The organism is Saccharopolyspora cebuensis (assembly GCF_039542665.1).
GTDB classification, from domain to species: Bacteria; Actinomycetota; Actinomycetes; order Mycobacteriales; family Pseudonocardiaceae; genus Saccharopolyspora; species Saccharopolyspora cebuensis.
In genome coordinates this window covers 320,670-344,310 of record NZ_BAABII010000012.1, presented here as the reverse complement: position 1 = coordinate 344,310, position 23,641 = coordinate 320,670, and the positions used below count along the sequence as shown (strand labels likewise).

The following is a 23,641-nucleotide window of genomic DNA, read 5'->3' as shown; positions in this document are numbered from 1 at the left end:
CTCACCTCGGTTCGTCCCCGCCCCGCTCGCCCGGCCGCCGGGCCGGGCGATCCCCGTTCTCGTCGGCGTAGCCGATGCCGACCGACTCCAGCTCGAACTCGTCGAAGGAGTCGAAGTCGTCCGCGTAGTCCTCGCCGGGCGGCAGCGCCGCGCTGTCGGAGTTGGCCCCGCGCTCGGCGGGCAACGCGCGGGGTTCGACGTCCTCGTCCACGGCGGGCGTGGTGTCCAGGGCCTCGCGCAGGTGCGCCAGGTGCGGACCCGAGTAGTCGATCCGGATCTTCTCCACCCCGCCGGCGCCGTCGCCGAAGATGAACTGCCGCGGCGAGCGGTCCCGCTCGGTGCTGCTGCGCGCCACCGAGGGCCGCCTGCCCAGCGCCGCGACCACCTGCTCGTACCCGGCGCCGACCGGGACCTTGAGCAGCCGCAGGGCGTCGGCCTGCGCGTCCTCGTCGTCGAGCCGTCCGATGAACACCGAGTCCAGCAGCGAGACGAAGCCCTGGATCCGCAGGAAGTCCGCCGGGATCTGGCTGGACAGCAGGACCCGCACGTTCCACTTCCGGGAGTCGCGGGCGAAGCGGTTCATCAGCACCCGCCCGGTCGGCACCTCGGACAGGAAGAATGCCTCGTCGATCCAGACGCCCTTGCGCTCGTTCTTGGGCCGCTCGTAGATGGAGCGCTGGGTCAGCCAGGCCGCCAGGTTCAGCATCTCCACGCCGAGCGCCTCGGCGTCGGTCCAGTGCTCCCGGCCGACGCCGTCCTTGGGCAGGGCCAGCCCGGCCATCGTCAGCACGGTGAGCCGGTCCTCGCGGCGCTCCGAGTACGGGTCGGCGTCGACCTCGGGGATCAGCAGCGACATGCGCTCCCGGATCTCGTCGAGGAAGTCGGCCACCACCACCGCGTGCTCGTGGTGCTCGCTGGCGTCGCGGCGCAGCGCCTCGAACACCATCCCGGGGTGGGCGTCCGGGCGTCCGCCGACGGCGCGGACCGCGCGCAGCAGCACGATCCTGGTCTGCGGCAGCCGGGCCACCTCGTAGGGCAGCAGGCCGGTGAGCACGTCCAGCACCAGTCGGCGCCGGGTCGCGGCGGCCAGCGCGCGTTCCCGCCGCCAGCTCCGCTCCGGGTCGTCCTCGTCGACGAAGTGCTCCAGCTCCGGTTCGGCCACCACCCGGTACGGGTTGAGGATGCCGGGCTGGGCGTTGAGCAGGTTGATCGGCCGCGCGTAGGGCCGCAGCTCGGGGAGTTCGCACAGCGCGGCGAGCGGACCGGACGGGTCGAGCAGCGTCCAGTGCGCCCCGGCGCGCAACGTCTTGTAGACGGTGCCGCCGCCGAGGAAGCTCTTCCCCCCGCCCAGGCCGGCGACGATGGCGGTGAGCCCGGAGGCGTCCCGGACCTCCTGCGCCATCCACGGGTCCCAGGCCACCGGGCGCCGGGTGGCGGTGCAGGTCTCGCCGAGCAGGATGCCGCGCCGGTCGCCCACCTCGGCGGTGGCCTGCGGGACCGCGGACGCCGACCACACCACCGAGCCGCGCCGCAGGTAGGCGGCGTTGGCCAGCGGCTCGCCCGGGATGAACTCCCGGGCCATCGCGTACTGCGCCTCGGGGTGCTCGATGGCGATCTTCGGCTTGTAGAGGTCCAGGAGCTGCTGGGCCATCCGCAGCGCGTCGCGCTCGGTGGGACCGGAGACCGCCATCCGCCACCAGGACCGCACCCGGGTGGCCAGCGCGGTGAACCCGGAGGTCATCTCGTCGTCGATCTCCAGCACCCGCCCGGCCTGCCGGGCCAGCGAGGTCGGCGGCTCCAGGCCGTGCTCCTCGGTGTAGTGCCGGACCTGCGACCGGACCTTGTTCATCTGGCGCTGGAGCTCGCCGCTGACGTCCTCGGGGCGCCGCACGTAGATCCGCGCCGACCACTCCACCGGCACCGGGAGCCGGTCGGAGTGCTGCATCCACGGGTCGTCGATCTCCGGGATCTGCAGGCCGTGGGTCTGCCCGACGGTGAGCACCGCGACGTGCCGGGTGATCCCGGCGTTGGAGCCGGTGCGCCCGCGCACGGTGACCGTCGGGGCGTAGGGCTCCTGGTGCAGGTCGGAGGCGTCGGTGAAGGACGCCAGGTCCTCGGGCTCCCACGGCGCGCCGGGCACCGCGGGCAGGTTGCGCGGGGCGGGCAGGCCGAGCGAGCACGACCGGTGCATCAGCCAGGAGATCTCCTCGGCGGTGACCGGGCGGCCGTCCAGCCCGGCGGAGCCGATGACCTGGTCGAGATGGTCGATCTCGCTGTCCAGCGCGATGAGCTCGGCGTCCACCGCCTCCGGGAACACCCGGCGCAGCAGCGGCGCCGCGCGCTCCACGGCGCGGTCCACCACGTTGCGGGTCTGGACCTGGACGCCGAGGTAGACCTCCTTCTCGGCCATCGAGCGGCCCATGAGCTGCTGCTGCTCGCCGACCATGTAGTCGTCGAAGCTGAGCGTGCCGGGCACGTCGGGCAGCGCGTCGCGCGCGTTGCGCACGTGCGCCTCGGCCCACATCCGGATCGGGTAGGGCCGGTTGGTGACGCGCAGGTGCAGCCAACGGCCCTGGAGCTCGGCGTACTGCCCGGCGATGGCCGCGATCAGGTCCTGGCGCTGCGAATCGGACCGGAACGACCAGCGCTGCGGGGAGAGCCGGTACCAGGCGAAGACGTCCTGCCCGGTGCGCAGCAGGTGGCCGTCGATCGAGCGCGCCGCGATCGACGGCGTGTAGGTCGGGACCGACGGCTCGTCGACCCCGCGGCCCCGCTTGCGCGGTTTGGCACCGCTGGACGTCCTGCCTCGGGGGACGCCCTGGGCCTGCTGCGAGTTCCGCTCACGGCCTCGCCGGCGACCGAACACCGCGAACCTCCTTGCTACGCGCGCGCCTGCTGGGAACCGTGCCGCGGGACGCCGATCTCCGGGACCGGTCGGCCCGCTGCCGTTGGGGGTGTTGCGGGGGCGGTGGTGGCGGCGGTGGCGCGGGGGTGCCGCGCCCGCCCCGCTTGGCCTTGGGGAGGGGGCGCCGCCCGCGCACCTTGATCCGGGCCGCGGAGGCCGCTCCCCCGCTGCCCGCGCTCCGCTCGCGCGGCGCGGTCAGCTCCCGCAACCACATCACCAGCACCGCGCCGAGCGGCCGTTCGTGGCTGATCCGGGAGCAGATGACCCGGGTCAGCACGATCGTGATCACCACCGCCCACCCGGTGGAGAAGAAGCTGAAGCCGATGCCCATCCGCCGCTCGACGGCGAGCACCACGAGGAAGACCACGAGCCCCACGCCCCAGGCGACGTACCTGGCCCGCCAGGGGAAGGTGGCCTTCGGCGGACCGAGCCAGACGGCGTCGACCCGGTAGACCTCGTCGTCGGTGCGAATCCGCACTGCCGCATCACCCGCCGGTGCTGAACAGACTGGCGATGAAGGTGCCGATGTTGACCCCGGCCCCGGTCACGGCCAACCCGACGATGCCCAACGCCACGAGGACACCGCCGACGCGGCGCATCACCCCGGCGTTGTCGCCCTTCCCGCCACCGAGCCACAGCAGCAGGATCGCCACCGTGAGCAGCAGCAGCGGCAGCAGGTTGTCCAGGATCCACCCCTGGATGCCGGTGGTCCCCAGACCCGTCGTCTGCAACGCGAGCACGTCCAGGTGCGGCAGTGTGTGCTGTGGCAAGGCGGTCATCTCATGACTCCTGAATGCGCGGAGCGTCGTCGGGTCTGCTCAGCTCGTCGGGCACGACCCGGCATGCCGGTACGAGTAGAACATGACATGGTCACCAGAAGTAGTGGTTGCAGCGTCAGGTGTGGCGAAGATCCGGTGGCCGGACTCACCCGGCCACGCGGCGAATAGGCCGTTCGGGCAGCCCCTTTCGCCGCAACCTCCCGGGCGGGAGCCGTCGCCGGCGGGTTCCCGGGCCGCGGAACCGCGGTCGTTCACCCGCTTGCGGGCCCATTCGTGACGCACCGTGCACGAAGCCGGGCGTCGGTGGATTTCCGCGCACCGCACCGCGATGCACCCGACCGGATCACGCGATGGCGCCTCGCGATCCGGTTCCCGGGAGGTGATCTTGGTGCGTGCGTCCAGCGTAGCGGCTCCCGGACGCAGGGTGCGGGGCAGGTGCCCCGGCGCGCACCGCACGTCAGACCACAGTGGACGGTCGCGGCGGCCGCGCGGCGGCGCGGCGCTGGGCCGAACGGATCAGCGCCACGTCCGGACGGAGCAGCGCGACCGGGGCCGGTGCCCGCCCCGGCCGCGCCGCGCGGTCACTGGCTGAGCCAGTACCCGTAGGAGGTGTAGTCCGGATAGGGCCCGACGAAGTCCTGCAGCGGTCCCAGCTCGATCCGCAGCTCGGTCCCGGTCACCAGGTGCGCCGGGAGGGTGAACGAGGTTTCGGTCCAGCCCAGCGGGTCCGGCGCGAACGACCAGGTGCCGGCGAGCTCGCCGTTCACCCGCACCCGCACCTCGCGGGACCCGGTGGGCACCCCGGCCAGGGGCTCGGTGGCGTCCACCCGCGCGGTCAGCGTCACCGGCCGCCCGGGGGTGAGCCCGCGCGCGGTGAACTCCTCCCCGCCGATCACGTGCCGCCCGCTGTCGACGACGCGGCGGCCGTCGGGAAGCTGCACCGTCCGGCCGCCGGTCATCGGCTGGAAACCGCGGTGCGCCGGGACGACCCGGTAGTCGTGCCGCTCCTCGTCGGCGAGGTCGGCGACGTCGAGGTGGTCGCGCACCCGGCCGGGCGGCGGCGCCACCGGCCGGTCACCGCTGCCCACCAGGCTCCAATCGGCCTCGTAGACGGTCACCCGGTCGCAGCCCCGCGCGGCCTGGCACGCGGAGTGGCCGCCGATGGTGATGTGGGAGAACCGCGGCGACTTGAGCTCGAAGCCGATCACCTCGCGGCCGAGCAGGCCGGTGTCGACCAGACCGTGCACGTTCCACGAGTCGAAGATGCTGAAGTAGTCCGGGCGGAGGTGCTCCGGCAGCTCCCGCAGCGCTTCGTAGAGGCTGCCCGCACCGTGCAGGTTCGGCGCCGCCAGCCCGTTGGTGGTCAGCCCGATGAGGTCCACCACTTGGCGGTCGCCGAAGTAGGCGGCGGCGCCGACGTCGTTGACCGCCACGACCGCGTCCGGCGGGAGGTTCTCGTCGATCCAGTGGCTGATCGTCACCTGCTGGTCCCGGATGCCGGCGGCCTGCTGGCCCTGGCGGATCGCCCAGGCCGGGAGCTGGGAGAACGAGAACAGCAGCGCGATCGCCGCCATCCCGGCCAGCACCGCGCGCCGCCCGCGCCCGGCGAACAGCACGGCCACCGAGTCCATCCCGAGCGCGGCCAGCAGCAGCAGGACCGGCAGCAGCGGTTGCAGGTAGCGCATGTGGTGCACCTGCGGGTGCACCAGGGTCGCCACCGCCAGCAGCACCAGGGCCACCCCCGCACCCGAGGCCAGCGCCAGGCCGCGCCACTGCGGGAACCGGCGGTGCAACCCCACCACTCCGACCACGGCGAGCAGCAGCGCCGCCGGGAAGACGTAGTCCTGCGTGCTCAACCCGCTGAACGCGGTGAGGAACACGCGCAGGTTGGTCAGCGCCTGGTCGAGCACCTCCAGCGGGTAGACCACCGGGGCGTGCAGCAGCGACTTGGCCAGCACCCCGTTCTGCTCCGCCGAGCCGGTCACGACCAGGTAGAAGAGGTACTGCGCGGCGGCGGCGTAGAACGGCAGCCCGACCCACAGCAGGCGGGCGAGCGCGCGCGGCCACCGCGAGCGGGTGCCGCGCGCGTGGTGGACGACGTGCCAGACCATCGCCAGGCACAGCGCCATGGCGAAGATCATCGCCTCGGTCCGGGTGAGCGCGGCCAGCACCGCGATCACCGGGGTCAGCCGGAACCGCCCGGTGGGCCGCTCGACGACGAACGCCAGCAGCAGGGCCACCAGCAGCAGCGCCACGAAGGCGACCTCCATGCCGCTGGTGGCGCCCCACATCAACGCGCCGTTGCCCGCCACCAGGAGCCCGGCGAGCACCCCGACGCGGCGTCCGGCGAGCCGGGTGCCGAGCAGGGTGCAGCCGACCGCGGTCAGCGCCGCGCACAGCGCGCCGAAGCCCATCGCGAACGGCAGGAACAGCTCGTCGCGCATCCCGAGCGCGTAGGCCGCGGCCAGCACCAGCACGTAGAGCAGGCTGCTGGCGCCGGTGCTGATCGGGTCGCCGGTGTTGTACTGGAGGAAGTGCCCGGAGCCGATCTGCTTCGCGTACTGCAGGTGGATGTAGGCGTCGTCCACGGGCGGGATGACGTTGCCGTGGTTGTACGCCACGTTCACCACCAGGAACCCGGCGCTGATCAGCAGCGACAGGATCCCGATGGCCCAGGCCGGACCGTCGGTGGGGAACCGGCGCCGCGGGCTGCCGGACGTCGGCGCGGCGAACCGGTGCGCGCGCTGGGGTGCGTATCTGGTCAAAGCGGTGCCAATCGGATGTCCGCCGCACGTGCCGGCAACCGTTCAGTTCCACACGCACGGGTGATTTCGGAGCAAATCCCCCATCAAGTGCGGTTGAGCACGCTAGTCCACGATGGAGTGAACCTCGCAGTCGGGATCTTGGTCCGCCGGACCGGCGGGGAGCGCGCGTCAGCGGCGCTCGGCCAGCGCGGGGATCGCGCGGATCTTGCCCTCGTCGAGGTGGTGCCACAGGATTCCGGGGCCGCGCCGGGGTTCCGGGGTCCGCAGCACCTCGTCGGGCGTGACGATCACGTCGACCCGGAAGTCGTGCTCGGTCTCCGGCAGCTCCTCGTCGAGCACCTGCAGCGGGTGGACCGTGGTGGCGATGGTGGTCCGCTCGTCGACCAGCCCGGCCTCCACCAGCAGCCCGAACTCCAGGTCGGCGAAACCACCGCCCTTGCCGATCCGCGCGCCCCGCCGGTCCACCGCGACGGTGCCGCAGACGACCACGTCCAGCCGGTCCAGCTCCGCGACGGCGACGGGGGTGCCGAGCTCCAGGGCGCGGTCCTTGGCGGCGGCCCGCTTCGGCGGCACCGGCAGCCCGGCGGGCTCCAGCCGGACGAAGGGGCGCGGTTCCCGCAGCTCGGGCACCGCCACGTAGAGCAGCGCGCCGCGGTCGAGGACCGCCGCGCGCACCGGCAGTTGCGGGCTGTCCGGGTTCGCCTTCACCGTCCGCGCGGACCGCCACCAGTCCTGCTCGTCGAGCAGCCGGGCCGCCGCCTCGGCGCCGGTGAAGTTCGGGATGCGGCCGCGCGCCCCGGGGAACCGCGCCGCCCCGGCGTCGCGCAACGCCTGCCACACGCGTTCCCGCACCGCCTGCTTGGCGGCGTCCACCGCGTCCAGCCCCGCGTCCCGCACCACCACCCCAGCATCCCCCGGCCCGGCGCCAGGTTCCTGGTGAGGGGCACCTCACTCAGCACCCTTCCGGGTGAAGCGGGGGCGGAGCGGACGAGCCGGCCTGTAAGCCGGATTCTGTTCCCGGGGGCCTCGCGGCCTCCCGTTCGGCGACCATCCATCTCGGCCTGCCGTCACCGGCAGGCTCCAGCGGTCTACCCGCGGACCTCGGGCGGGCAGCCCTCGAACGTCCGCGCAGGCGACTTTCGGCGCCCTCTTGACCTTGCTCCGGGTGGGGTTTACCGAGCCACCCCGGTCACCCGGGGTGCTGGTGGTCTCTTGCACCACCGTTTCACCCTTGCTCCGGCCGCAGCCGGGGCGGTCTGCTTTCTGTGGCACTTTCCCGCGGGTCTCCCCGGGTTGCCGTTAGCAACCACCCTGCCCTGTGGAGTCCGGACTTTCCTCGACGGAGCAGCACTCCGACGCGATCGCCCGGCCGACTCGTCCGCTCCTAGCGATTCTAGCTCGCGGCGGTCAGCCCGACCGCAGGTGGGAGATGTCGTTCACCAACCGGACCGAGGCGTTGCCGTCGCCGTAGAACTCCACGATGGACAGCGACGACAGGTCCAGGTGCATCCGGTAGAACACCGACGGCCCGGCGGCCAGCCCCAACCGCAGCAGCGCCTTGATCGGCGTGACGTGGCTCACCAGGACCACGGTGCGCCCGGCGTGCTCGGCGAGGACGTCGTCGCGCACCCCGACGACCCGCCGGTACACCGCCTCCAGGCTCTCGCCGGCGGGCGGCAGCACCTCGGCATCGCCCAACCAGCGCCGGTGCAGTTCCGGATCGCGGTCGGCGGCCTCCTGGAAGGTCAGCCCCTCCCACTCGCCGAAGTCGGTCTCGACCAGCCCTTCGTGCGGCACCGCCTCGCCGCCGAGCACGTCGACGACGGCCTGCGCGCTCTGCCTGGCCCGCCGCAGCGGTGAGGTGAGCACCACCGCGCGCCCGTCGTCGCCGGTGATCCCGTCCAGCGCCGCGATCCGGCGACCCGCCGCGCGGGCCTGGCGCATCCCCAGCTCGGTCAGCGGCACGTCCCCGCGCCCGGAGTAGCGGCGGTCCACCGACATCGCGGTCTGGCCGTGCCGGAGCAGCACCAACCGGGTCGGCGCACCGGACACCGCGAGCCACTCCTGCGGACGGCTGCGCGTGCCCCGCGCGGGCTCCGCCTCGACCGGGTGCTCGTCGGCGCCGTCCATCGCCTCGTTGGCCAGCCGGTCGGCGTGCGCGTTGCGGGCGCGCGGCACCCACTCGTAGGTGACCCCGTCGAAACCGGCGGCCAGCTCGCGGGCGCGGGCGGCCAGCGGCTGGAGGTTCTCGTGCTTGACCCGCCAGCGACCGCTCATCTGCTCGATCACCAGCTTGGAGTCCATCCGCACCTCGACCGAGGTGGCGCCGAGCTCCGCCGCCGCCGCGAGCCCGTGGAGCAGGCCCTGGTACTCGGCGACGTTGTTGGTGGTGGTGCCCAGCGGCACGGCGCGCTCGGCGAGCAGCTCCCCGCTGGCCGCGTCGAACACGGCCGCGCCGCTGCCCGCCGGCCCCGGGTTGCCGCGCGAACCGCCGTCGGCCTCGACGACGACGCGCAGGCTCACTTCCCGGACTCCCGGACCAGGATCGCCCCGCACTCCTCGCAGCGGACCACGTCGTCGGGAGCGGCCTCGCGGACGTCGTTGAGCGCCGAGCGGTCCAGTTCGAGCCGGCAGGCACCGCACCGGGCGCCCTGGAGCAGCCCGGCGCCGACGCCCTTCTGCTCCCGGATGCGCTCGTACAGCGCGGCCAGCCCCTCCGGCACGTTGTCCAGGATGAGCCGCCGGGACGCGGTGCCGCGGGCCTCGGCGGTGTCGAGGTCGGCCACCGCCGCGTCCCGCCGCTCCTGGACCTCGGCGACCCGCTCCTCGGCCGCGGTGGCGGCCTCGGTGGCCTTGCTGACGTTCATCTCCAGCGCCTCGCGCTGCTCCATGACGTCCAGCAGCTCGTCCTCCAGGACGCCCTGCCTGCGGGTCAGCGCCTCGAGCTCCCGCTCCAGGTCCTCCAGCTGCTTCGGCGACGCGCCGCCCGACATCAGCTCGCGGTCCCGCTGCTCCCGCTTGCGGAGCTGGTCGACCTCGCCCTCCAGCCGCTTGACCTCCCGGTCGAGGTCGTTGTAGGAGGTCTGCACGACCACGAGGTCGTCGCGCTTGGCGGTGAGGTCCCGCTCCGCCTCGCCGACCTCGGTCAGCTCCGGCAGCGTGCGTCGGCGGTGGGTGACGCGGTTGAGATCGGCGTCCACCTCCGCGAGGTCGAGCAGCCGTCGCTGCACGGCGGGGTCGGCTTTCACGCGAGCGCCCTCCCTGGGTCGGGTGCCGCACCGACGTGCACGGTCCACGGGTCGGTGCGGCGGGTGGAAACGAGAACCTCGACAGTATCCGGCAGCGCCGCGGCGACGATGTCGGCCGCCTGCTGGCACCACGGCCACTCGCTCGCCCAGTGCGCGACGTCGACGAGCGCGGGCACCTGCGCGCCGGGCACGTCGGCGCGCGCGGCGTGCTCGCCCGCGGGGTGGTGCCGCAGGTCGGCGGTCACGTAGGCGTCGACCTCGGCGGCGGTCGCGGCGTCCAGGAACGAGTCGCCCGCTCCCCCGCAGACCGCGACGGTGCGGATCGGCCGGTCCGGGTCGCCCGCGCCGCGCACCCCCCAGGCGGTGGTGGGCAGGCCCTCGGCGACGCGGCGGACGAAGTCGGCGAACGGTTCGGCCTCGGGCAGCTCGCCGATCCGGCCGAGCCCGGTGCCCGCGCCCTCGGCGTGCGGGACCAGGGTCCCGGTGACCTCGACGCCGATCGCCTCGGCCAGCGCGTCCGAGACGCCCACGATGGCGCTGTCGGCGTTGGTGTGCGCGCAGTACAGCGCGATGCCGGAGCGGACCAGGCGGTGCACCACGCGGCCCTTGGGGTCGTCGGCGGGCACCCCGTGGACGCCGCGCAGCAGCAGCGGGTGGTGCGCGATCACCACCTGCGCGCCGAAGTCCACCGCTTCGTCCACCGTGGCCTCGACCGGATCCACGCAGAACAGCACCCGCTGCACCGCCGCGTCGGGATCCCCGCACACCAGACCCACCGCGTCCCAGCTCTCCGCCAGCTCCGGCGGGTAGGCCGCCTCCATCGCTTCGATCACGTCCCGCACCCGGACCGCCATCGTCGTCACCCCCGTCCCACGACGTCCCGCATGGCCTGCACCAGCACCGCGTTGCGCGCCGGTTCCCGGACCGCGACCCGCAGGTGATCGGGTCCGAGCCCGGGGAACGTATCACCGCGCCGCACCGCCACTCCCCGGTCGCGCAACGCCACCCGGACCTTCTCCCCGCCGTCGACGCGCAGCAGCAGGAACGGCGCCGCGGCGGGCCCGGCGACCTCGACCCCCGGCACCGCGGCCAGCTCCTCGACCAGCGCGGCCCGGTGCCCGGCGGACTCCTGCGCGGCCCGCCGCGCCTCTGCCACCGCCGCGGGTCCGCTGCAGGCGCGCACCGCCTCCAGCGCCAACGTACCCAGCGGCCAGTGCGGGCGGCCCCGCCCCAGCGCCCGCAGCACCCCGGGATCGCCCAGGGCGTACCCGGCGCGCAGGCCCGACAGCGCCCAGGTCTTGGTCAAGCTGCGCAGCACCAGCAGCCCGGACTCGGCGCGGCCGGCCAGCGATTCGGGTTCGCCCGGCACCGCGTCGGCGAACGCCTCGTCCACGACCACCACCCGGCCGGGCCGCAGCAGCGCGCGGACCACCTCGGCCGGGTGCAGCACCGACGTCGGGTTGGTCGGGTTGCCGAGCACCACCAGGTCGGCCGCCTCGGGCACCGCCTCCGGACGCAGCCGGTAGCCGTCGTCGGGGTCCAGCAGCACCCGCTCGACCGGCACCCCGGCGGTGCGCAGCGCGAGCTCGGGTTCGGTGAACGACGGGTGCACCACGGCGGCCAGCCGGGGCTCCAGCGCCGCCAGCAGCGGGAACGCCTCGGCCGCCCCGGACAGCAGCAGCACCTCGCCCGCGCTGCGCCCGTGCCGCGCGGCGACGGCCTCCCGCGCCGCGCGGTCGTCCTCGGCGGAGGGGTAGGAGCCCAGCCGGTCCAGCGCCGCGGCCAGCCGGTCCCGCAACCAGCGCGGCGGCCGGTCCAGCCGCACGTTCACCGCGAAGTCCAGCAGGCCCGGCTCGGCGTCGACGTCGCCGTGGTGCCGCAACACCGCCTCATCCCCGCTGCTCATCCCGAGCAGTCTAACGAGCGCCCGCGCCCCGCCCACCGACCCGACGCCGCCCACCGGACGTCCAGGTGGGTGAGGGGCACCTTCATCCGGGTATGCCGGACGAAGGTGCTCCTCACCAGGGTCGCCCGCACCGGACCGGCGGGGCCGTCCCGCGGCGGGGCCGACCCCTACACTCCCGGCGTGCACGTTTCGTTCATCTGCTCCGGCAACATCTGCCGGTCGCCGCTGGCCGCCCTCGTCCTCCGCGACCACCTGCGGCGCGCCGGGCTGGACGGCCGGGTCCGGGTGAGCAGCGCCGGGGTCGGGTCGTGGCACGTCGGGGAGCCCGCCGACCCGCGCACGGCGTCGGTCCTGGCCGAGCACGGGTACGCCACCGAGCACGTCGCGGCGCAGCTCGGCGCGGACCACCTGGACGCCGACCTGCTGGTGGCGATGGACTCCGGGCACCTGCGGGAGGTCCGGCGGCTCGCCGACGACCCGTCGAAGGTGCGGCTGCTGCGCTCGTTCGACCCGGGCTCCGCCCCGGACGCCGAGGTGCCCGATCCGTACTACGGTGGCCCGCGCGGTTTCGACGACGTGCTGGAGATGGTCGAGGCCGCGATGCCGGGGCTGCTGGACTGGATCCGCGAGCGCCTGTGAGGAGCCGATGAGCCCGCTCGACGACGCCCGCCGCGCGGTGGCCGGGATCACCGGCCGCGAGGTCGCCGACCTGCGCCCGCTCGGCGGTGGGGACACCTCCGCCGCGGTGCGCGCCGTGCTGGACGACGGTGCGGTGGTGTTCGCCAAGGCCGCCCCGGCGGACATGCCGGGCGCCGCCGAGGCGGAGGCCGCGTCGCTGTCCTGGCTGGCCGAGCCGGGAGCCGTCGCGGTGCCGGAGGTGCGGGGCCAGGACGGCCGGTGGCTGGTGACCGAGCACGTCGGCTCGGGATCGCCGTCGGTGGCGGCGGCCGAGCGGCTCGGCCGGGGGCTGGCGGAACTGCACGCGGCGGGTGCCGAGGCGTTCGGGGCACCGCCGCCGGGCGGACCGGTCGACGCCTGGATCGGGCTGGCCCCGATGCGCAACCGCACCGCCGCGGACTGGCCGACGTTCTACGCCGAGCACCGGATCGAGCCGTACCTGCGCCGGGCGGTGGACACCGGGGCGCTGCCCGCGCGCGACGCCCGCCCGATCGAGCGGGTCCGCGACGAGCTGCCCGCGCTGGCCGGACCGGCCGAACCGCCCGCCCGGCTGCACGGCGACCTGTGGACCGGCAACGTGCTGTGGGCCGACGACGCGGCGTGGCTGATCGACCCGGCCGCGCACGGCGGGCACCGCGAGACCGACCTGGCGATGCTCCAGCTCTTCGGCTGCCCGCACCTGGAGCGGGTGCTGGCGGCCTACCAGGAGGTGCGTCCGCTCGCGCCCGGCTGGCGGGACCGGGTCGGGCTGCACCAGCTCTTCCCGCTGCTGGTGCACACCGTGCTGTTCGGCGGTGGGTACCCGGCGCAGGCCGTGGCCGCGGCGCGCTCGGCGCTCTGAGGTGCCCGAGCGGGGGTGCGGGGCGGTGCCGGTGATGTCCGGCTTACCGTAGGGGCGTGCGCTTCAAGTTCCTGCTGCGGCCCGGGTGGATCGGCCTGATCTTGCTGGTCGTGGTGTTCGCCACGCTCTGCTTCACGCTGCTGGCCCCGTGGCAGTTCGACCGCAACGAGCAGGCGCAGGACCGCAACGCCGCGATCAGCGAGTCGTTCGAGGCGGATCCCCGCCCGCTGCGCGAGGTGCTGCCCGGCGGCCGGGCGCCCGACGAGGGCACCGAGTGGTCCCAGGTGACCTTGCGCGGCCACTACCTGCCGGAGGCCGAGATGCTGGCCTGGCAGCGCACCGTGCTCGGCGAACCGGCCTTCGAGGTGCTGACCCCGCTGCGCACCACCACCGGCGAGACGGTGCTGATCAACCGCGGCTTCATCCGCCCGGTCGAGGGCACCCGGGCACCGGAGTACGCCGCGCCGCCGAGCGGCGAGGTGTCGGTGGTCGCGCGGGTGCGGGCCGACGAGCACGACAGCGAGCAGCGCCCGCCGTTCAGCCACGACGGCCACCGCTGGGTGTACGCGGTGGACTCCGGGACCGTCGCCGCGGCCACCGGGCTGGACCTGCACCCGGGCTACTTCATGCTGGGCAACGGCGAGCCGGGGGTGCTGGAACCGCTGCCGCTGCCCCGGCTGGAGTCCGGGCCTTACTTCTCCTACGCGTTGCAGTGGATCACCTTCGGCGTGATGGCCATCGGCGCCATCGGCTACCTGATCTACTCCGAGGTGCGCCCCTCCGGCGACCCCGCGAAGCCGACCGCGGGCCGCACCAGCCGCCGCCGCTCGGTGGCCGAGGCGATCGCCGAGGAGGAACGCCGCGAGGCCGAGGAGCAGGACGCCACCCGCTGAGCCGATGTGAGTGAGGGGCACCCTTGCCCAAGTAATTTGGACAAGGGTGCCCCTCACTCACGTCTCGAACGGGTGACGTCCGGGTTCAGCGGCGGAGGGCTCGGAGGAGCGCGGTGCCCGCTGCCGCGGCGGCGCTGGCGGTGCCGATCACCCGGGACAGCTCGACGCCGCGGGTGACGTCCCCGGCGTCGGCGGTGCGGCCCTCGCCGAGCACCGGGCGCTGCTCGACGACGTAGCCGTAGATCGTCCGGCCGCCGAGCCTGATCTGCAGGGCGCCGGCGAAGGCGGCCTCGATCTGGCCCGCGTTGGGGCTGGGGTGGGCGGCGGCGTCCTGCCGCCAGGTGCGCCACGCGCCGCGCGCCGAGCCGCCGACGACCGGCGCGCACACCGCGGTGAGCATCGCGGCCAGCCGGGACGGGCCGAGGTTGAGCAGGTCGTCCAGGCGCGCGGCGGCCCAGCCGAAGTGGCGGTGCCGGGGTGAGCGGTGCCCGACCATCGCGTCGAGGGTGTTGGCCGCGCGGTAGCCGAGGAGACCGGGAACGCCCGCGACAGCGCCCCAGAACAGCGGGGCGACCACGGCGTCGGAGGTGTTCTCGGCGATGGATTCGACGGTGGCGCGGGCCAGGCCCTGCCCGTCGAGGACGGCGGCGTCGCGCCCGCAGAGGTTGCGCAACCGGTCGCGGGCGGCGTCCAGCTCGCCGTCGTCGAGCAGCCGGGCCATCGCGGCGCCCTCGTCGGCCAGCGAAGACCCGCCGAGCACCGCCCAGGTCACCAGCGCGGTGCTCGCGGCCTCCAGCACGGGGCTGTCGCGGGTGAGCCGCTGGACGACGACGCCGAGCCCGGCGGCCCCGCCGACCAGCAGCCCGGTGTGGGCGACCCCGGCGGCGCGCCGGTCGCGGTGCAGCACCTGCTCGGTCGCCGCGGCCACCGAGCCGAACCCGGCCACCGGGTGCCAGCGCCGCGGATCCCCGATCGCCGCGTCCGCGGCCACGCCCAACAGCAGTCCGACCGCCCGTGCCACGCTCACCGGTGCTGTGCCCCCTCCGTCGCGAGGCACCGCCGCGCCCGGCGGTACCGGGTCGGAACGCTACCGACCCGGCGGTCCCGGTGGGGCCACCACCCGCCAGGTGACCGGGTGTGTCCGGCGCAGGGGTTATCGTGGCGCACCGTGACGGCCTCGGACCACGAAGTGCTGCGCGCGGGTGCGGTGGCGCCGCCCGCCGCGGCGGACCCGGCGGCGGCGCCCGCCGACACGACCGACGACGCGCGACGGCTCGCGCTGTTCGCGTACCTGCAAGCGCCGGAGCACCGCACCTACCTGGCGATCATGCGCCTGTTCACCTCGACGCTGCTCGCGGACCTGTCGGCCGGGGAGGTCACCGCGGCGCTCGCCGCCGCCGAGCGGGAGGGCCGGGTGGCGCCCGGGGAGTCCGATGTGGACACGGTGATCGACCGGCTCCGGCAGCTCGTGCGGTGGGGCAACCTGGTGGTGGGCCGCCGGGAGACGATCGCGGCGAGCATCGCGGAGTTCCAGCACGGCAGCGTCCGCTACCAGGTGAGCAAGCTCGCGGTGCGGGTGCAGCGGGACATCGACGCGCTGCTGCGGGTGCCGGAAGGTGCCCGCGAGGTGTCCCGGGAGCTGCTGCCCGCGATCGACCGGGGGCTGGCCGGGATCGGCGAGGCGCTGTCGGCGGCGCTGACCGCGCGGCGCCGCGACCCGGAGTCGAAGGCGGCCCGCCAGGCCCGGGAGCGGCTGGCCGAGCAGGTCACCACGGTGTTCCTGCAGCACGCCGAACTCGCCGCGACGGTCCGCGACTTCTACGCCTACCTGGGCCAGGTGGTGACCCGGCACCAGCTCGCGCCGGAGGAGATCTCCGGGTTCCGCAACCTGCTCGTCGAGTACATCCAGATGGTCGTGGCCGACGTGCTCCGGCACACCGAGACGATCGCGGCGTCGCTGGCGGGCCTGGCCCAGGTGCGCGGCGACCTGCTGGCGCTGCTGGGTCCGGCCGACCAGCTCGGCACCGACGTGGAGCGGGCGCGGGGCCGCACCGCCGCGGACTGGCAGGAGCTCACCGACTGGTTCGTGGACTCCCCCGGCAGGCCGAGCCAGGTCGCCGCGCTGCGGGAGGCGACCGCGCGGGCGATCGGGTCGCTGCTGGCCAGCGTCAAGCGGGCGACCTCGGCCGGCGGGGTGCTGCCGGGGCGGCGCGGCTCGCTGCTCAAGCTCGCGGCCTGGTTCGACGCGGCCGACCAGGAGCAGGCGCAGCGGCTGCACTCGGCGGCGTTCGGGCTGCACTCCTCGCGGCACCTGCTGCCCGCGCCGGACTACGACACCGACAACGACGAGGTGCCGTGGCGGGACGGCCCGGTGCAGGACGTGGTGGTCAGCGTCCGCAGCCGCGGTGACCGGGGCGCGCGGGGCCGGACCTCCAAGGTGCTCGACGACCCGATGACCGAGGAGACGTTGCTGGCCCAGGCCCGCGAGCAGGAGCAGCGGCGCGGGGCCGCGGTGGGCGAGCTGGCCGCGGCGGGGGCCCGGCTGCCGCAGACCCGGCTGTCCGCCGATGCGCTCGGGGTGCTCTGCGAGCTGCTGACGCTGGCGATGGCGGGCCGGGAACGCGACGACGACACCGGCACCGCGCTGGACCCGGTGCACCGGCTGCGGGTGACGGTGCGGCCCGAACCCGGCGAGCTGACCACCGTCCGCAGCGCCGGGGGAACCCTGACGTTGCGCGACACCGCGCTGGAGGTCTCCGGCGACGGCGCGATCCCGGGGGTGGACCGGTGACCGCGGTGTTCGACGAGCTCGGGGACATCGACGCGGCGAACGTGGTGCGCTGCGCCCGGGTCCTGCTGCGCCGCCCGCTGCTGCGGGCGGGCGGGCCCGATGGCGACCTGCTGCCGATGATCTACCGCCACCGCGCCGCGCTACAGGAGCTGTTCGCCGCCCGGCTGGGCTACCGGCTGGTGGTGGAGCGCCGCTTCGCGCGGCTCGGCAAGTCCGGCGCGGGCCAGGACCCGACGCGCGGCGAACCGGCGCTGACCCCGCGCGGGCACGCCTACCTGGCGCTGACCCTGGCGGCGCTGACCGGGATCGGCCGGCAGGTGCTGCTGTCCCGGCTGGTCAGCGACGTCCGGGCGGCGGCGGCCGAAGCGGGCGTCGCCGTGGTCGACGACCCCGCCGACCGGCGGGCGCTGACCGCGGCGCTGCGCAACCTGGTGTCGCTGGGCGTGATCACCGAGACCGAGGGCACCGTCGCCGCCGACGCGGGCGCGGAGGCGCTGATCACCATCGACACCGATCTGCTCGGCCAGGTCGTCGTGGGGCCGCTGGCCGAGGCCGCCGATCCGGCGGAACTGGTCGAGCTGGCCGCCGCCAGCGGTCCGCGCGACGTGGCGCACGCGGTGCGCCGCAAACTGGTGGAGGACCCGGTGGTGCACTACGCCGACCTGGCGCCGGAGCAAGCCCGCTGGCTGCGCGAGCACCGCACCACCGAGGCCAGGGCGCTGGAGCGGTACTTCGGGCTGGTCGCCGAGTCCCGCGCCGAGGGCGTGGTGGTCAGCGACCCGGAGGACTACCTGACCGACGTGGTGTTCCCGGGCCCGGGGACGGTGGCGCGGGTGGCGCTGCTGGCCCTGCCGGAGCTGCTGTCCCGCGCCGAGCCGGACGAGGCGGGTTTCCACCCGGTCGACGGCCGCGACGTCGCCGAGGTGTGCCGGGAACTGGTCGAGGCCCATCCCGCGGCGTGGTCCCGGCAGGCCGCGGAGGATCATCAGGAGCTGGTGCGCGCGGTGCTGGAGCTGCTGCGGCGGCTCGGGCTGGCCCGTCCCGCCGACGGCCGGTGGCTGCTCAGCCCGGCCGCGCACCGCTGGTCACCGCGGCCCGACGCCACTCCGGCGCCCGGGAAGGAACCCGAACCACCGGCACCGGAACCCGCGGGCTGGTCGCTGTTCGACGAGATGGAGGACGGGTGAGCACGGACACCCCGCTGCCGAACCGGTGGCGGCTGCACCGGGGCGGGATCGTCAACATCTGGCAGTACGCCGAGACGACGTTCGACCTCTCCGGCGGTCGCGGCATCTTCCAGGGCACCAACGGGTCCGGCAAGTCCCGGACGCTGGAGCTGCTGCTGCCGCTGTGCCTGGACGGCGATCTGCGCCAGCTCGGTTCGAAGGGCTTCGACACGGTGAGCATCCGGCGGTTGATGCTCGACGAGTACCCGGGCGGGCCGAACCGGATCGGCTACGCCTGGATCGAGCTGCGCCGGGAGCGCCCCGACGGCGAGGAGGAGTTCCTCACCTGCGGCATCGGCGTCAAGGCGTCGAAGACCTCGCAGTCGATCAGCGACTCGTGGCGGTTCATCACCGGCAGGCGGGTCGGCTCGTCGCTGCACCTGGTGGGGTCCGACCGGGTGCCGCTGGGCGCCGCCGGGCTGCGCGAGCTGCTCGGCGCGGACTGCGTGCTCGACGACCAGTCGTTCCGGGCGAAGGTGGCCGCGGTCGTCTACGGGGTGCCCGCGTCCCGCTACGGCGACCTGCTGCACCTGCAGCGCACGCTGCGCAACCCGGACGTGGGGCTGAAGGTGCTGGAGGGCCAGCTCGAGCAGATCCTCTCCGACGCGCTGCCGCCGCTGGACCCGGCGCTGATCGAGCGGCTGGCGACCTCGTTCGACGACCTGGAGTCGATCCGGTCCAACATCGTCGGGCTGGCCGGGGCGGACAAGGCGCTGGGCGCGTTCCTGACCACCTACACCGGTTACGCGTTCGGCGCGCTGCGCGACCGGGGCGCGGCGATGCGCACGGCGGACGACCGGCTGCGGTCGCTGCGCGCGGAGCTCGACGGGCTCGACGGGCGGTTGGCCCGCGAGCGCGCCGACCGCGCCGAAGCCCAGCGCGCGATCGACGAGCTGGAGGCCCGCGAGTCGGAGCTCGAATCGAGCATCGACGCGCTGCGCTCGCACCCGGCGTACTCGGAGCTGCAGAACCTGCGGGACCGGGAGCAGGTGGTCGAGGGCGCCCGGTCGGCGGCGCGGTCGGCGTTGGAGACCGCGGGCCGGCACCGCGCCCAGGAGCAGCGCTCGGCGGAGTCGGTGCGGGGCGTGCTGCGCAGGCTGGGCGGGGACGCCGAGGCCGCCGCCGAGGCCGCGGCGCGGGCCGCCGACGAGCTGCGCACCGCGGGTCTGGACACCGCGCTGGTGCCCGCCGCGCCGGAGGTGGCGACCGCCGTCCCACCGGACCGCGAGGAGCGGGTGCGGGCCGCTCCGGAGCCCGACGCGGAGCCGGTCCCGGTCACCCGCCCCGGGGTCCCCGAGCTGGACGCCGACGCGCTGGCCGAGCGGTTCCGCGCCGTGGTCGAGCAGGCGCGGGCCGCGGCGTCCCCGGCCCGGCAGCGCTCGGCGCTGACCCTCTCGCTGCACCAGAAGGCCCGGGAGCTCGACGCCGAGCAGCAGCGGGTCGACGAGCTGCACCGGCAGGCGCGGCGGGCGCAGCTCGGCGCCACCGAGGCCACCGGCAGGCGCAACCAGTCCCGGCAGGAGCTCGCCGACGCCGCCGCGGTCTGGGTCGAGCAGGTGCAGAAGTGGGCCGCCGGGTGGCCGGACGCCGCCGCAGATCCGGCGCCCGAACCGCCGTCGGCCGAGGACCTGGTCGCCGGCTCGGCGACGCCCCGGCAGGGCCGGGAGGCGGCCCGCCGCTGGGCCCGGCCGCAGCTGCACGCCGCGCGCCGCGAGGTCTCGGCCGTGGAGCAGGAGATCGCCGAGCAGCGCGAGCGGATCCGGGAGCGGGAGAAGGAGCTGGCCGCGCTGCGCTCCGGGCAGGAACGCGTCCCGGACCGTCCGGAGTGGGCGGTCGCCGACCGCGATCCGGCCGCCGGGCGGGAGTTCTACCGGCTCGTCGACTTCCGCCCCGGCCTGTCCGACGACCAGCGGGCGGGTCTGGAGGGCGCGTTGCAGGCCAGCGGGCTGCTCAACGCGTGGGTGACCGCCGACGGCGCGGTGCCCGAGGTGGCCGACCTGGTGGCGGCCCCGGCGACGGCGGCCGGGACGGCGCTGGCGGAGCTGCTGCGGCCCGCGCCGGAACCGGATTCCCCGGTGACCGCCGAGCACGTCGCCGCGCTGCTGGACTCGGTGTCCACCGACGGCGCGGGCTTGTCGGTCGCCGAGACCGGGGCGTGGCGCGCCGGGGTGCTGGCCGGGCGCTGGGCCAAACCGGCGGCGGAGTTCGTCGGCGCCGGGGCCCGCGAGGCGGCCCGGTCGCGGCGGATCGCCGAGCTGGAGGACGAGCTGGCGGGGTTGCGCACCGACACCGGCGACGCCGAGCGCCGCTGCCGGGAGACCGCCGAGCACGCGGCGCTGCTGGAGCAGCACCTGGAGTCCTACCCGGACGACGCCGAGCTGCTGGCCGCGCACGCGAAGCTGGCCGGGGCCGAGGAGGCGGCGCACGAGGCCGAGGAGCAGGCGGCCGGGTTGCGCGGTGAGCACGACGACGCGGAGCGGCGCAGGCAGGCCGGGCACGCCGAGCTGGCGCGCGAGTCCGGTGCGGCGGGGCTGCCCGCCGACGCGGCGGCGCTGGAGTCGGCCCGCCGCGCCGCCGAGGACGCGGTCACCGCGATCGAGGCCCTGGGCGAGGTGGTCCGGTCCCGCTGCCTGCCCACGCTGGCCGAGCTGCGCGACATCGCGCTGCACCACGACGTCGCGGTCGCCGACCGGCAGGAGGCGGAGCAGCAGGCCGAGCGGCGGTGCGCCGAGCACGCCGAGCAGGCCGCGGCGCTGGCCGAGCTGACCGGCGCGGTGGACGGGGCGGCGCAGCAGGTCGCCGACAAGGTCGGGGCGCTGGAGCAGGAGCGGGCCGCGCTGCGCGAGCGGCTGCCCCGGGAACGCGAGCGGGTCGGTTCGCTGCGGGAGACCGCGGCCCGCCTGGAGACGCAGTGCGAGCACAAGCGCTCGCAGCTCGCCGGGCGGGAGTCCGACGCGGCGACCGCCACCGAGGCGTTCGGCCGGGCGCTGCGCACGCCGGGGCTGTGGATGGCCGCCGAGCTCGACGCCGAGCAGCCCGACGACCTCGACGAGGCCGCGGAGCTGCTGGCCGCGGCCGACCGGCGCGGGGCCTCGGAGACGACGGTGCTCAACCGGTTGCAGGCGTTGCAGCACTCGCTCAGCGGCGGCTACGACATCACCGCGGCCGACGAGGACGGCCTGCTCACCGTCACCGTGACCGGCGAGGAAGGCCCGCAGCCGGTGGCCGAGGCGGCGCGGCGGGTCCGCGACCGGCTGGCCGAGCAGCGCGGCTACCTCAACGAGCGCTACCAGTCGATCTTCGCCGACTACCTGGTGCGGGACCTCGCGGAGCGGCTGCGCGCCCAGGTGGGCATCGCCGAGGACCTGTGCCGCCGGATGAACGAGGTGCTCGACGGCGCCCGGTCCAGCCAGGGGGTGCACGTGCAGCTCGACTGGCAGCCGTCGGCGGCGCTGGGCGACGACCTCAGGCAGGCGATCGACGTGGTGCGCACCCCGGTCGCCGAGCGCAGCGACGACGAGGACGCGGTGCTGCGGCGGGTGTTCACCGAGCTGATCGAGTCCGAACGCGACACCGCGACCGGCGGCTACGCGGAGGTGCTGTCCCGGGCGCTGGACTACCGGTCGTGGTTCGCCTTCACCGTGCGGGTCCGCGACACCGGGCCGGACGGCGGGGACCGGGTGCGGCGGCTGCGGCAGCTCTCCTCCGGCGAGACCCGGCTGATCTCCTACGTGACGCTGTTCGCGGCGGCGGCGGCCTTCTACGACGCGGTCAGCGCGGTCTCCGACGGCGGTGGCCCGCTGCGGCTGGTGCTGCTGGACGAGGCGTTCGAGCGGCTCGACGACCCGACGATCGCGCGGATGCTCGGGCTGCTGGTCGACCTGGACATGGACTGGCTGATCACCTGGCCGAGCGGGTGGGGCGTGTCGCCCAAGATCCCGAAGATGCACATCTACGACGTGCTGCGCCCGCGCAGCGGGCACGGCATCGCCTGCACCCACACCACGTGGGACGGTTCCGGTTTGGAGCGCACCGATGGCTGACCCCGCCGACATCCGCCGGGCCTGGGACGTCGAGGCGCTGCGGGGGCTGTGGACCCGGGCGCGCGCGGCGGTGGAGGCCGAGGAGACGACGTTCCGGCTGGAGCTGCCCGACGACGCGGCCCGGCAGGCCGTCGGCGACCTCTACGGGCGGCCGATGTGGGGCGAGGGCACCCGGATCAGCGTGCCGAAGCTGGACGCGGCGCTGCGCGCCTCCCCGTTCGGCGTGGGGCTGCGCGAGGCGCTGGAGCTGCTGCACGGGCGCCCGCTCGGCGGGGCCCGGCCGACCGCCGCACCGGCGCGCTCGGCCGATCCGCTGGCCGAGCAGCTCGCCGCGCACGGCCTCGACGGGGCCGGCTGGGCGGGTCCGTGGATCGACTGGGTGCACCGCTACGGCCGGATCTCCCGGTCCGAGCTGCCCGCGCTGGCCCGCGACGCCGCCGCGGTGCTGGCCGAGCTCACCTCGGACCGGGTGGTCTCGCGCGCCGAACTGGCCGCGCTGACCGGTGATCCGCACGCCCTGGACACCGGCACGGCGCTGAGCCGGGTGGTGTTCAAGGCCGCCTCGCTGGCGTTGGGCGACCAGCGACCGCGGCGGGACCTGTGGGCGAGCTGGGGCGTGGTGCGCAACGCGGCGTCGGCGGGGGCGGTGTGCTGGGCGCTGCCGCTGGTCGGCGCGGACCCGTGGTCGCGCGGGGTGCGCGAGCGCGCGGAGCTGGGCCTGCCCGCGCACCTGAGCCTGCTGGACCTGCGGGCGGCGCCGGACCGGCTGGTCGAGCCGGGCACCGCGATCGCGGTCTGCGAGCACCCGAGGCTGGTGGAGGCGGTGCTGGGCGAGCGGATCGGGCACCCGGTGGTGCGCGCGACCGGTCCGCTGGCCAGCGCGCTGCTGTCCCGGTTGGCCGCCGACGGCGCCGAGCTGCACGTGCACGGCGACTTCGACTGGCCCGGGGTGGCCGCGGTCGCGCGGCTGGTGGAGCGGACCGGGGCGCGGCCGTGGCGGATGGCGGCGGCGGACTACCGGGAGGCGCTGGACCGGGCCGCGGCGCGGCGCACCGACCTGGGCACGCTGGTCGGCGACCCGGTGCGGACGCCGTGGGATCCGGACCTCGCCGGGCTGATGGCCGACACCGGACGCGCCATCGACGAGGAGATGGTGCTGCCGTCCCTGCTGGCGGACCTGCGGAGCTGAACCGCACTCGGCGGGCGCGGCAGGGTCCGGTCCGGTCGTCGCCGCGGCGCTCCCCCGGACCCGCGCGGGCGGGCGGCTGCGGCGTTCGCGGCCACAACGGCGTCTCCGGAGACGAACTCGAATGCGAATCACGTCTTTCCTGTTGCACGACGTGTTACACGGCGTACGGGTGAAACCCTCCCCTGTTCCGCCGTACGGCCGATGACGTACTGAATCGTAAAACAGCATTTCGCTTCACCCGGAGAGCCCAACCGCGCCACCCGAACGGCCTCTTGGCCCCCGATGGTGGGACATGGCTAACTTTAGCGGGCCGAAAACGCAGCAATGCGACAAAAGGCGCCTTCATTCACGAGCCGCGGACACGGGCACCGTTCGCG

17 protein-coding genes and 1 other RNA gene are annotated in these 23,641 nt (G+C 75.2%); 7 read left to right on the top strand and 11 right to left on the bottom strand.

The genetic code is table 11. The features are described 5' to 3' along the window. Nucleotide 1: 1 nt before the first annotated feature. The 10 genes from ABD976_RS18975 to cobC form a co-directional block, all read right to left on the bottom strand. Nucleotides 2-2,866, bottom strand: coding sequence for an ATP-binding protein (locus ABD976_RS18975; protein WP_345364994.1), 2,865 nt, complete (start codon nt 2,864-2,866; stop codon nt 2-4). Then, the gene (locus tag ABD976_RS18970; RefSeq protein WP_345364992.1) at nt 2,841-3,383 is read right to left on the bottom strand and encodes a hypothetical protein; all 543 of its coding nucleotides are present in this window, start codon (nt 3,381-3,383) and stop codon (nt 2,841-2,843) included. The genes ABD976_RS18975 and ABD976_RS18970 overlap by 26 nt, the downstream gene beginning before the upstream one ends. A gap of 7 nt (nt 3,384-3,390) precedes the next feature. Continuing rightward, nucleotides 3,391-3,684, bottom strand: a complete 294-nt coding sequence (locus ABD976_RS18965) for a hypothetical protein (protein WP_345364990.1) — start codon at nt 3,682-3,684, stop codon at nt 3,391-3,393. 581 nt (nt 3,685-4,265) lie between these two features. Beyond that, a complete protein-coding gene (locus ABD976_RS18960) occupies nt 4,266-6,449 on the bottom strand; it encodes a hypothetical protein (RefSeq protein WP_345364988.1) in 2,184 nt (727 codons plus the stop codon). A 168-nt stretch (nt 6,450-6,617) separates the two neighbouring features. After that, on the bottom strand, nt 6,618-7,352 hold the full coding sequence (locus tag ABD976_RS18955) for a 5-formyltetrahydrofolate cyclo-ligase (RefSeq protein WP_345364986.1): 735 nt from the start codon (nt 7,350-7,352) through the stop codon (nt 6,618-6,620). Between the two features lie 81 nt (nt 7,353-7,433). Then, nucleotides 7,434-7,826, bottom strand: an RNA gene (rnpB, locus tag ABD976_RS18950) — RNase P RNA component class A. A gap of 30 nt (nt 7,827-7,856) precedes the next feature. Continuing rightward, nucleotides 7,857-8,972: a bifunctional RNase H/acid phosphatase gene (locus ABD976_RS18945; RefSeq protein ID WP_345364984.1), complete on the bottom strand. Its 1,116-nt coding sequence runs from the start codon at nt 8,970-8,972 to the stop codon at nt 7,857-7,859. Beyond that, nucleotides 8,969-9,697, bottom strand: coding sequence for a zinc ribbon domain-containing protein (locus ABD976_RS18940; protein ID WP_345364982.1), 729 nt, complete (start codon nt 9,695-9,697; stop codon nt 8,969-8,971). The genes ABD976_RS18945 and ABD976_RS18940 overlap by 4 nt, the downstream gene beginning before the upstream one ends. Beyond that, nucleotides 9,694-10,551: a Nif3-like dinuclear metal center hexameric protein gene (locus ABD976_RS18935; RefSeq protein ID WP_345364980.1), complete on the bottom strand. Its 858-nt coding sequence runs from the start codon at nt 10,549-10,551 to the stop codon at nt 9,694-9,696. Before ABD976_RS18935 ends, ABD976_RS18940 begins: the two co-directional genes overlap by 4 nt. Nucleotides 10,552-10,556: 5 nt before the next feature. After that, entirely contained in the window at nt 10,557-11,603 is a 1,047-nt protein-coding gene (cobC, locus tag ABD976_RS18930; RefSeq protein WP_345364978.1) for an Rv2231c family histidinol phosphate aminotransferase CobC, read from the bottom strand. A gap of 180 nt (nt 11,604-11,783) precedes the next feature. Here cobC and ABD976_RS18925 point away from each other — a divergent pair, with 180 nt between their 5' ends. Genes ABD976_RS18925 through ABD976_RS18915 form a run of 3 tightly spaced genes read left to right on the top strand, consistent with a single transcriptional unit; the run spans nt 11,784 to nt 14,015 of the window. Then, complete coding sequence (locus ABD976_RS18925) at nt 11,784-12,242, top strand: low molecular weight protein-tyrosine-phosphatase (RefSeq protein ID WP_345364976.1); 459 nt, start codon at nt 11,784-11,786, stop codon at nt 12,240-12,242. A gap of 7 nt (nt 12,243-12,249) precedes the next feature. Next, the gene (locus ABD976_RS18920; RefSeq protein ID WP_345364974.1) at nt 12,250-13,122 is read left to right on the top strand and encodes a fructosamine kinase family protein; all 873 of its coding nucleotides are present in this window, start codon (nt 12,250-12,252) and stop codon (nt 13,120-13,122) included. Between the two features lie 56 nt (nt 13,123-13,178). After that, the gene (locus ABD976_RS18915) at nt 13,179-14,015 is read left to right on the top strand and encodes an SURF1 family cytochrome oxidase biogenesis protein (RefSeq protein ID WP_345364972.1); all 837 of its coding nucleotides are present in this window, start codon (nt 13,179-13,181) and stop codon (nt 14,013-14,015) included. An 85-nt stretch (nt 14,016-14,100) separates the two neighbouring features. On the opposite strand, the gene ABD976_RS18910 is transcribed toward ABD976_RS18915, so the two are convergent. Further along, entirely contained in the window at nt 14,101-15,042 is a 942-nt protein-coding gene (locus ABD976_RS18910) for a cobalamin biosynthesis protein (RefSeq protein WP_345364970.1), read from the bottom strand. 141 nt (nt 15,043-15,183) lie between these two features. Between ABD976_RS18910 and ABD976_RS18905 the strand changes: the two genes are divergently transcribed. From ABD976_RS18905 to ABD976_RS18890, 4 genes are read left to right on the top strand one after another with little or no spacing between them, the layout of a single operon-like run. Next, nucleotides 15,184-16,806: a DUF2397 domain-containing protein gene (locus tag ABD976_RS18905; protein WP_345364968.1), complete on the top strand. Its 1,623-nt coding sequence runs from the start codon at nt 15,184-15,186 to the stop codon at nt 16,804-16,806. Continuing rightward, complete coding sequence (locus ABD976_RS18900) at nt 16,803-17,993, top strand: TIGR02678 family protein (RefSeq protein ID WP_345364966.1); 1,191 nt, start codon at nt 16,803-16,805, stop codon at nt 17,991-17,993. The genes ABD976_RS18905 and ABD976_RS18900 overlap by 4 nt, the downstream gene beginning before the upstream one ends. Next, entirely contained in the window at nt 17,990-22,075 is a 4,086-nt protein-coding gene (locus tag ABD976_RS18895; RefSeq protein ID WP_345364964.1) for a TIGR02680 family protein, read from the top strand. The genes ABD976_RS18900 and ABD976_RS18895 overlap by 4 nt, the downstream gene beginning before the upstream one ends. Further along, nucleotides 22,068-23,264, top strand: coding sequence for a DUF2399 domain-containing protein (locus ABD976_RS18890; protein WP_345364962.1), 1,197 nt, complete (start codon nt 22,068-22,070; stop codon nt 23,262-23,264). Before ABD976_RS18895 ends, ABD976_RS18890 begins: the two co-directional genes overlap by 8 nt. The last annotated feature ends 377 nt before the right edge of the window (nt 23,265-23,641 follow it).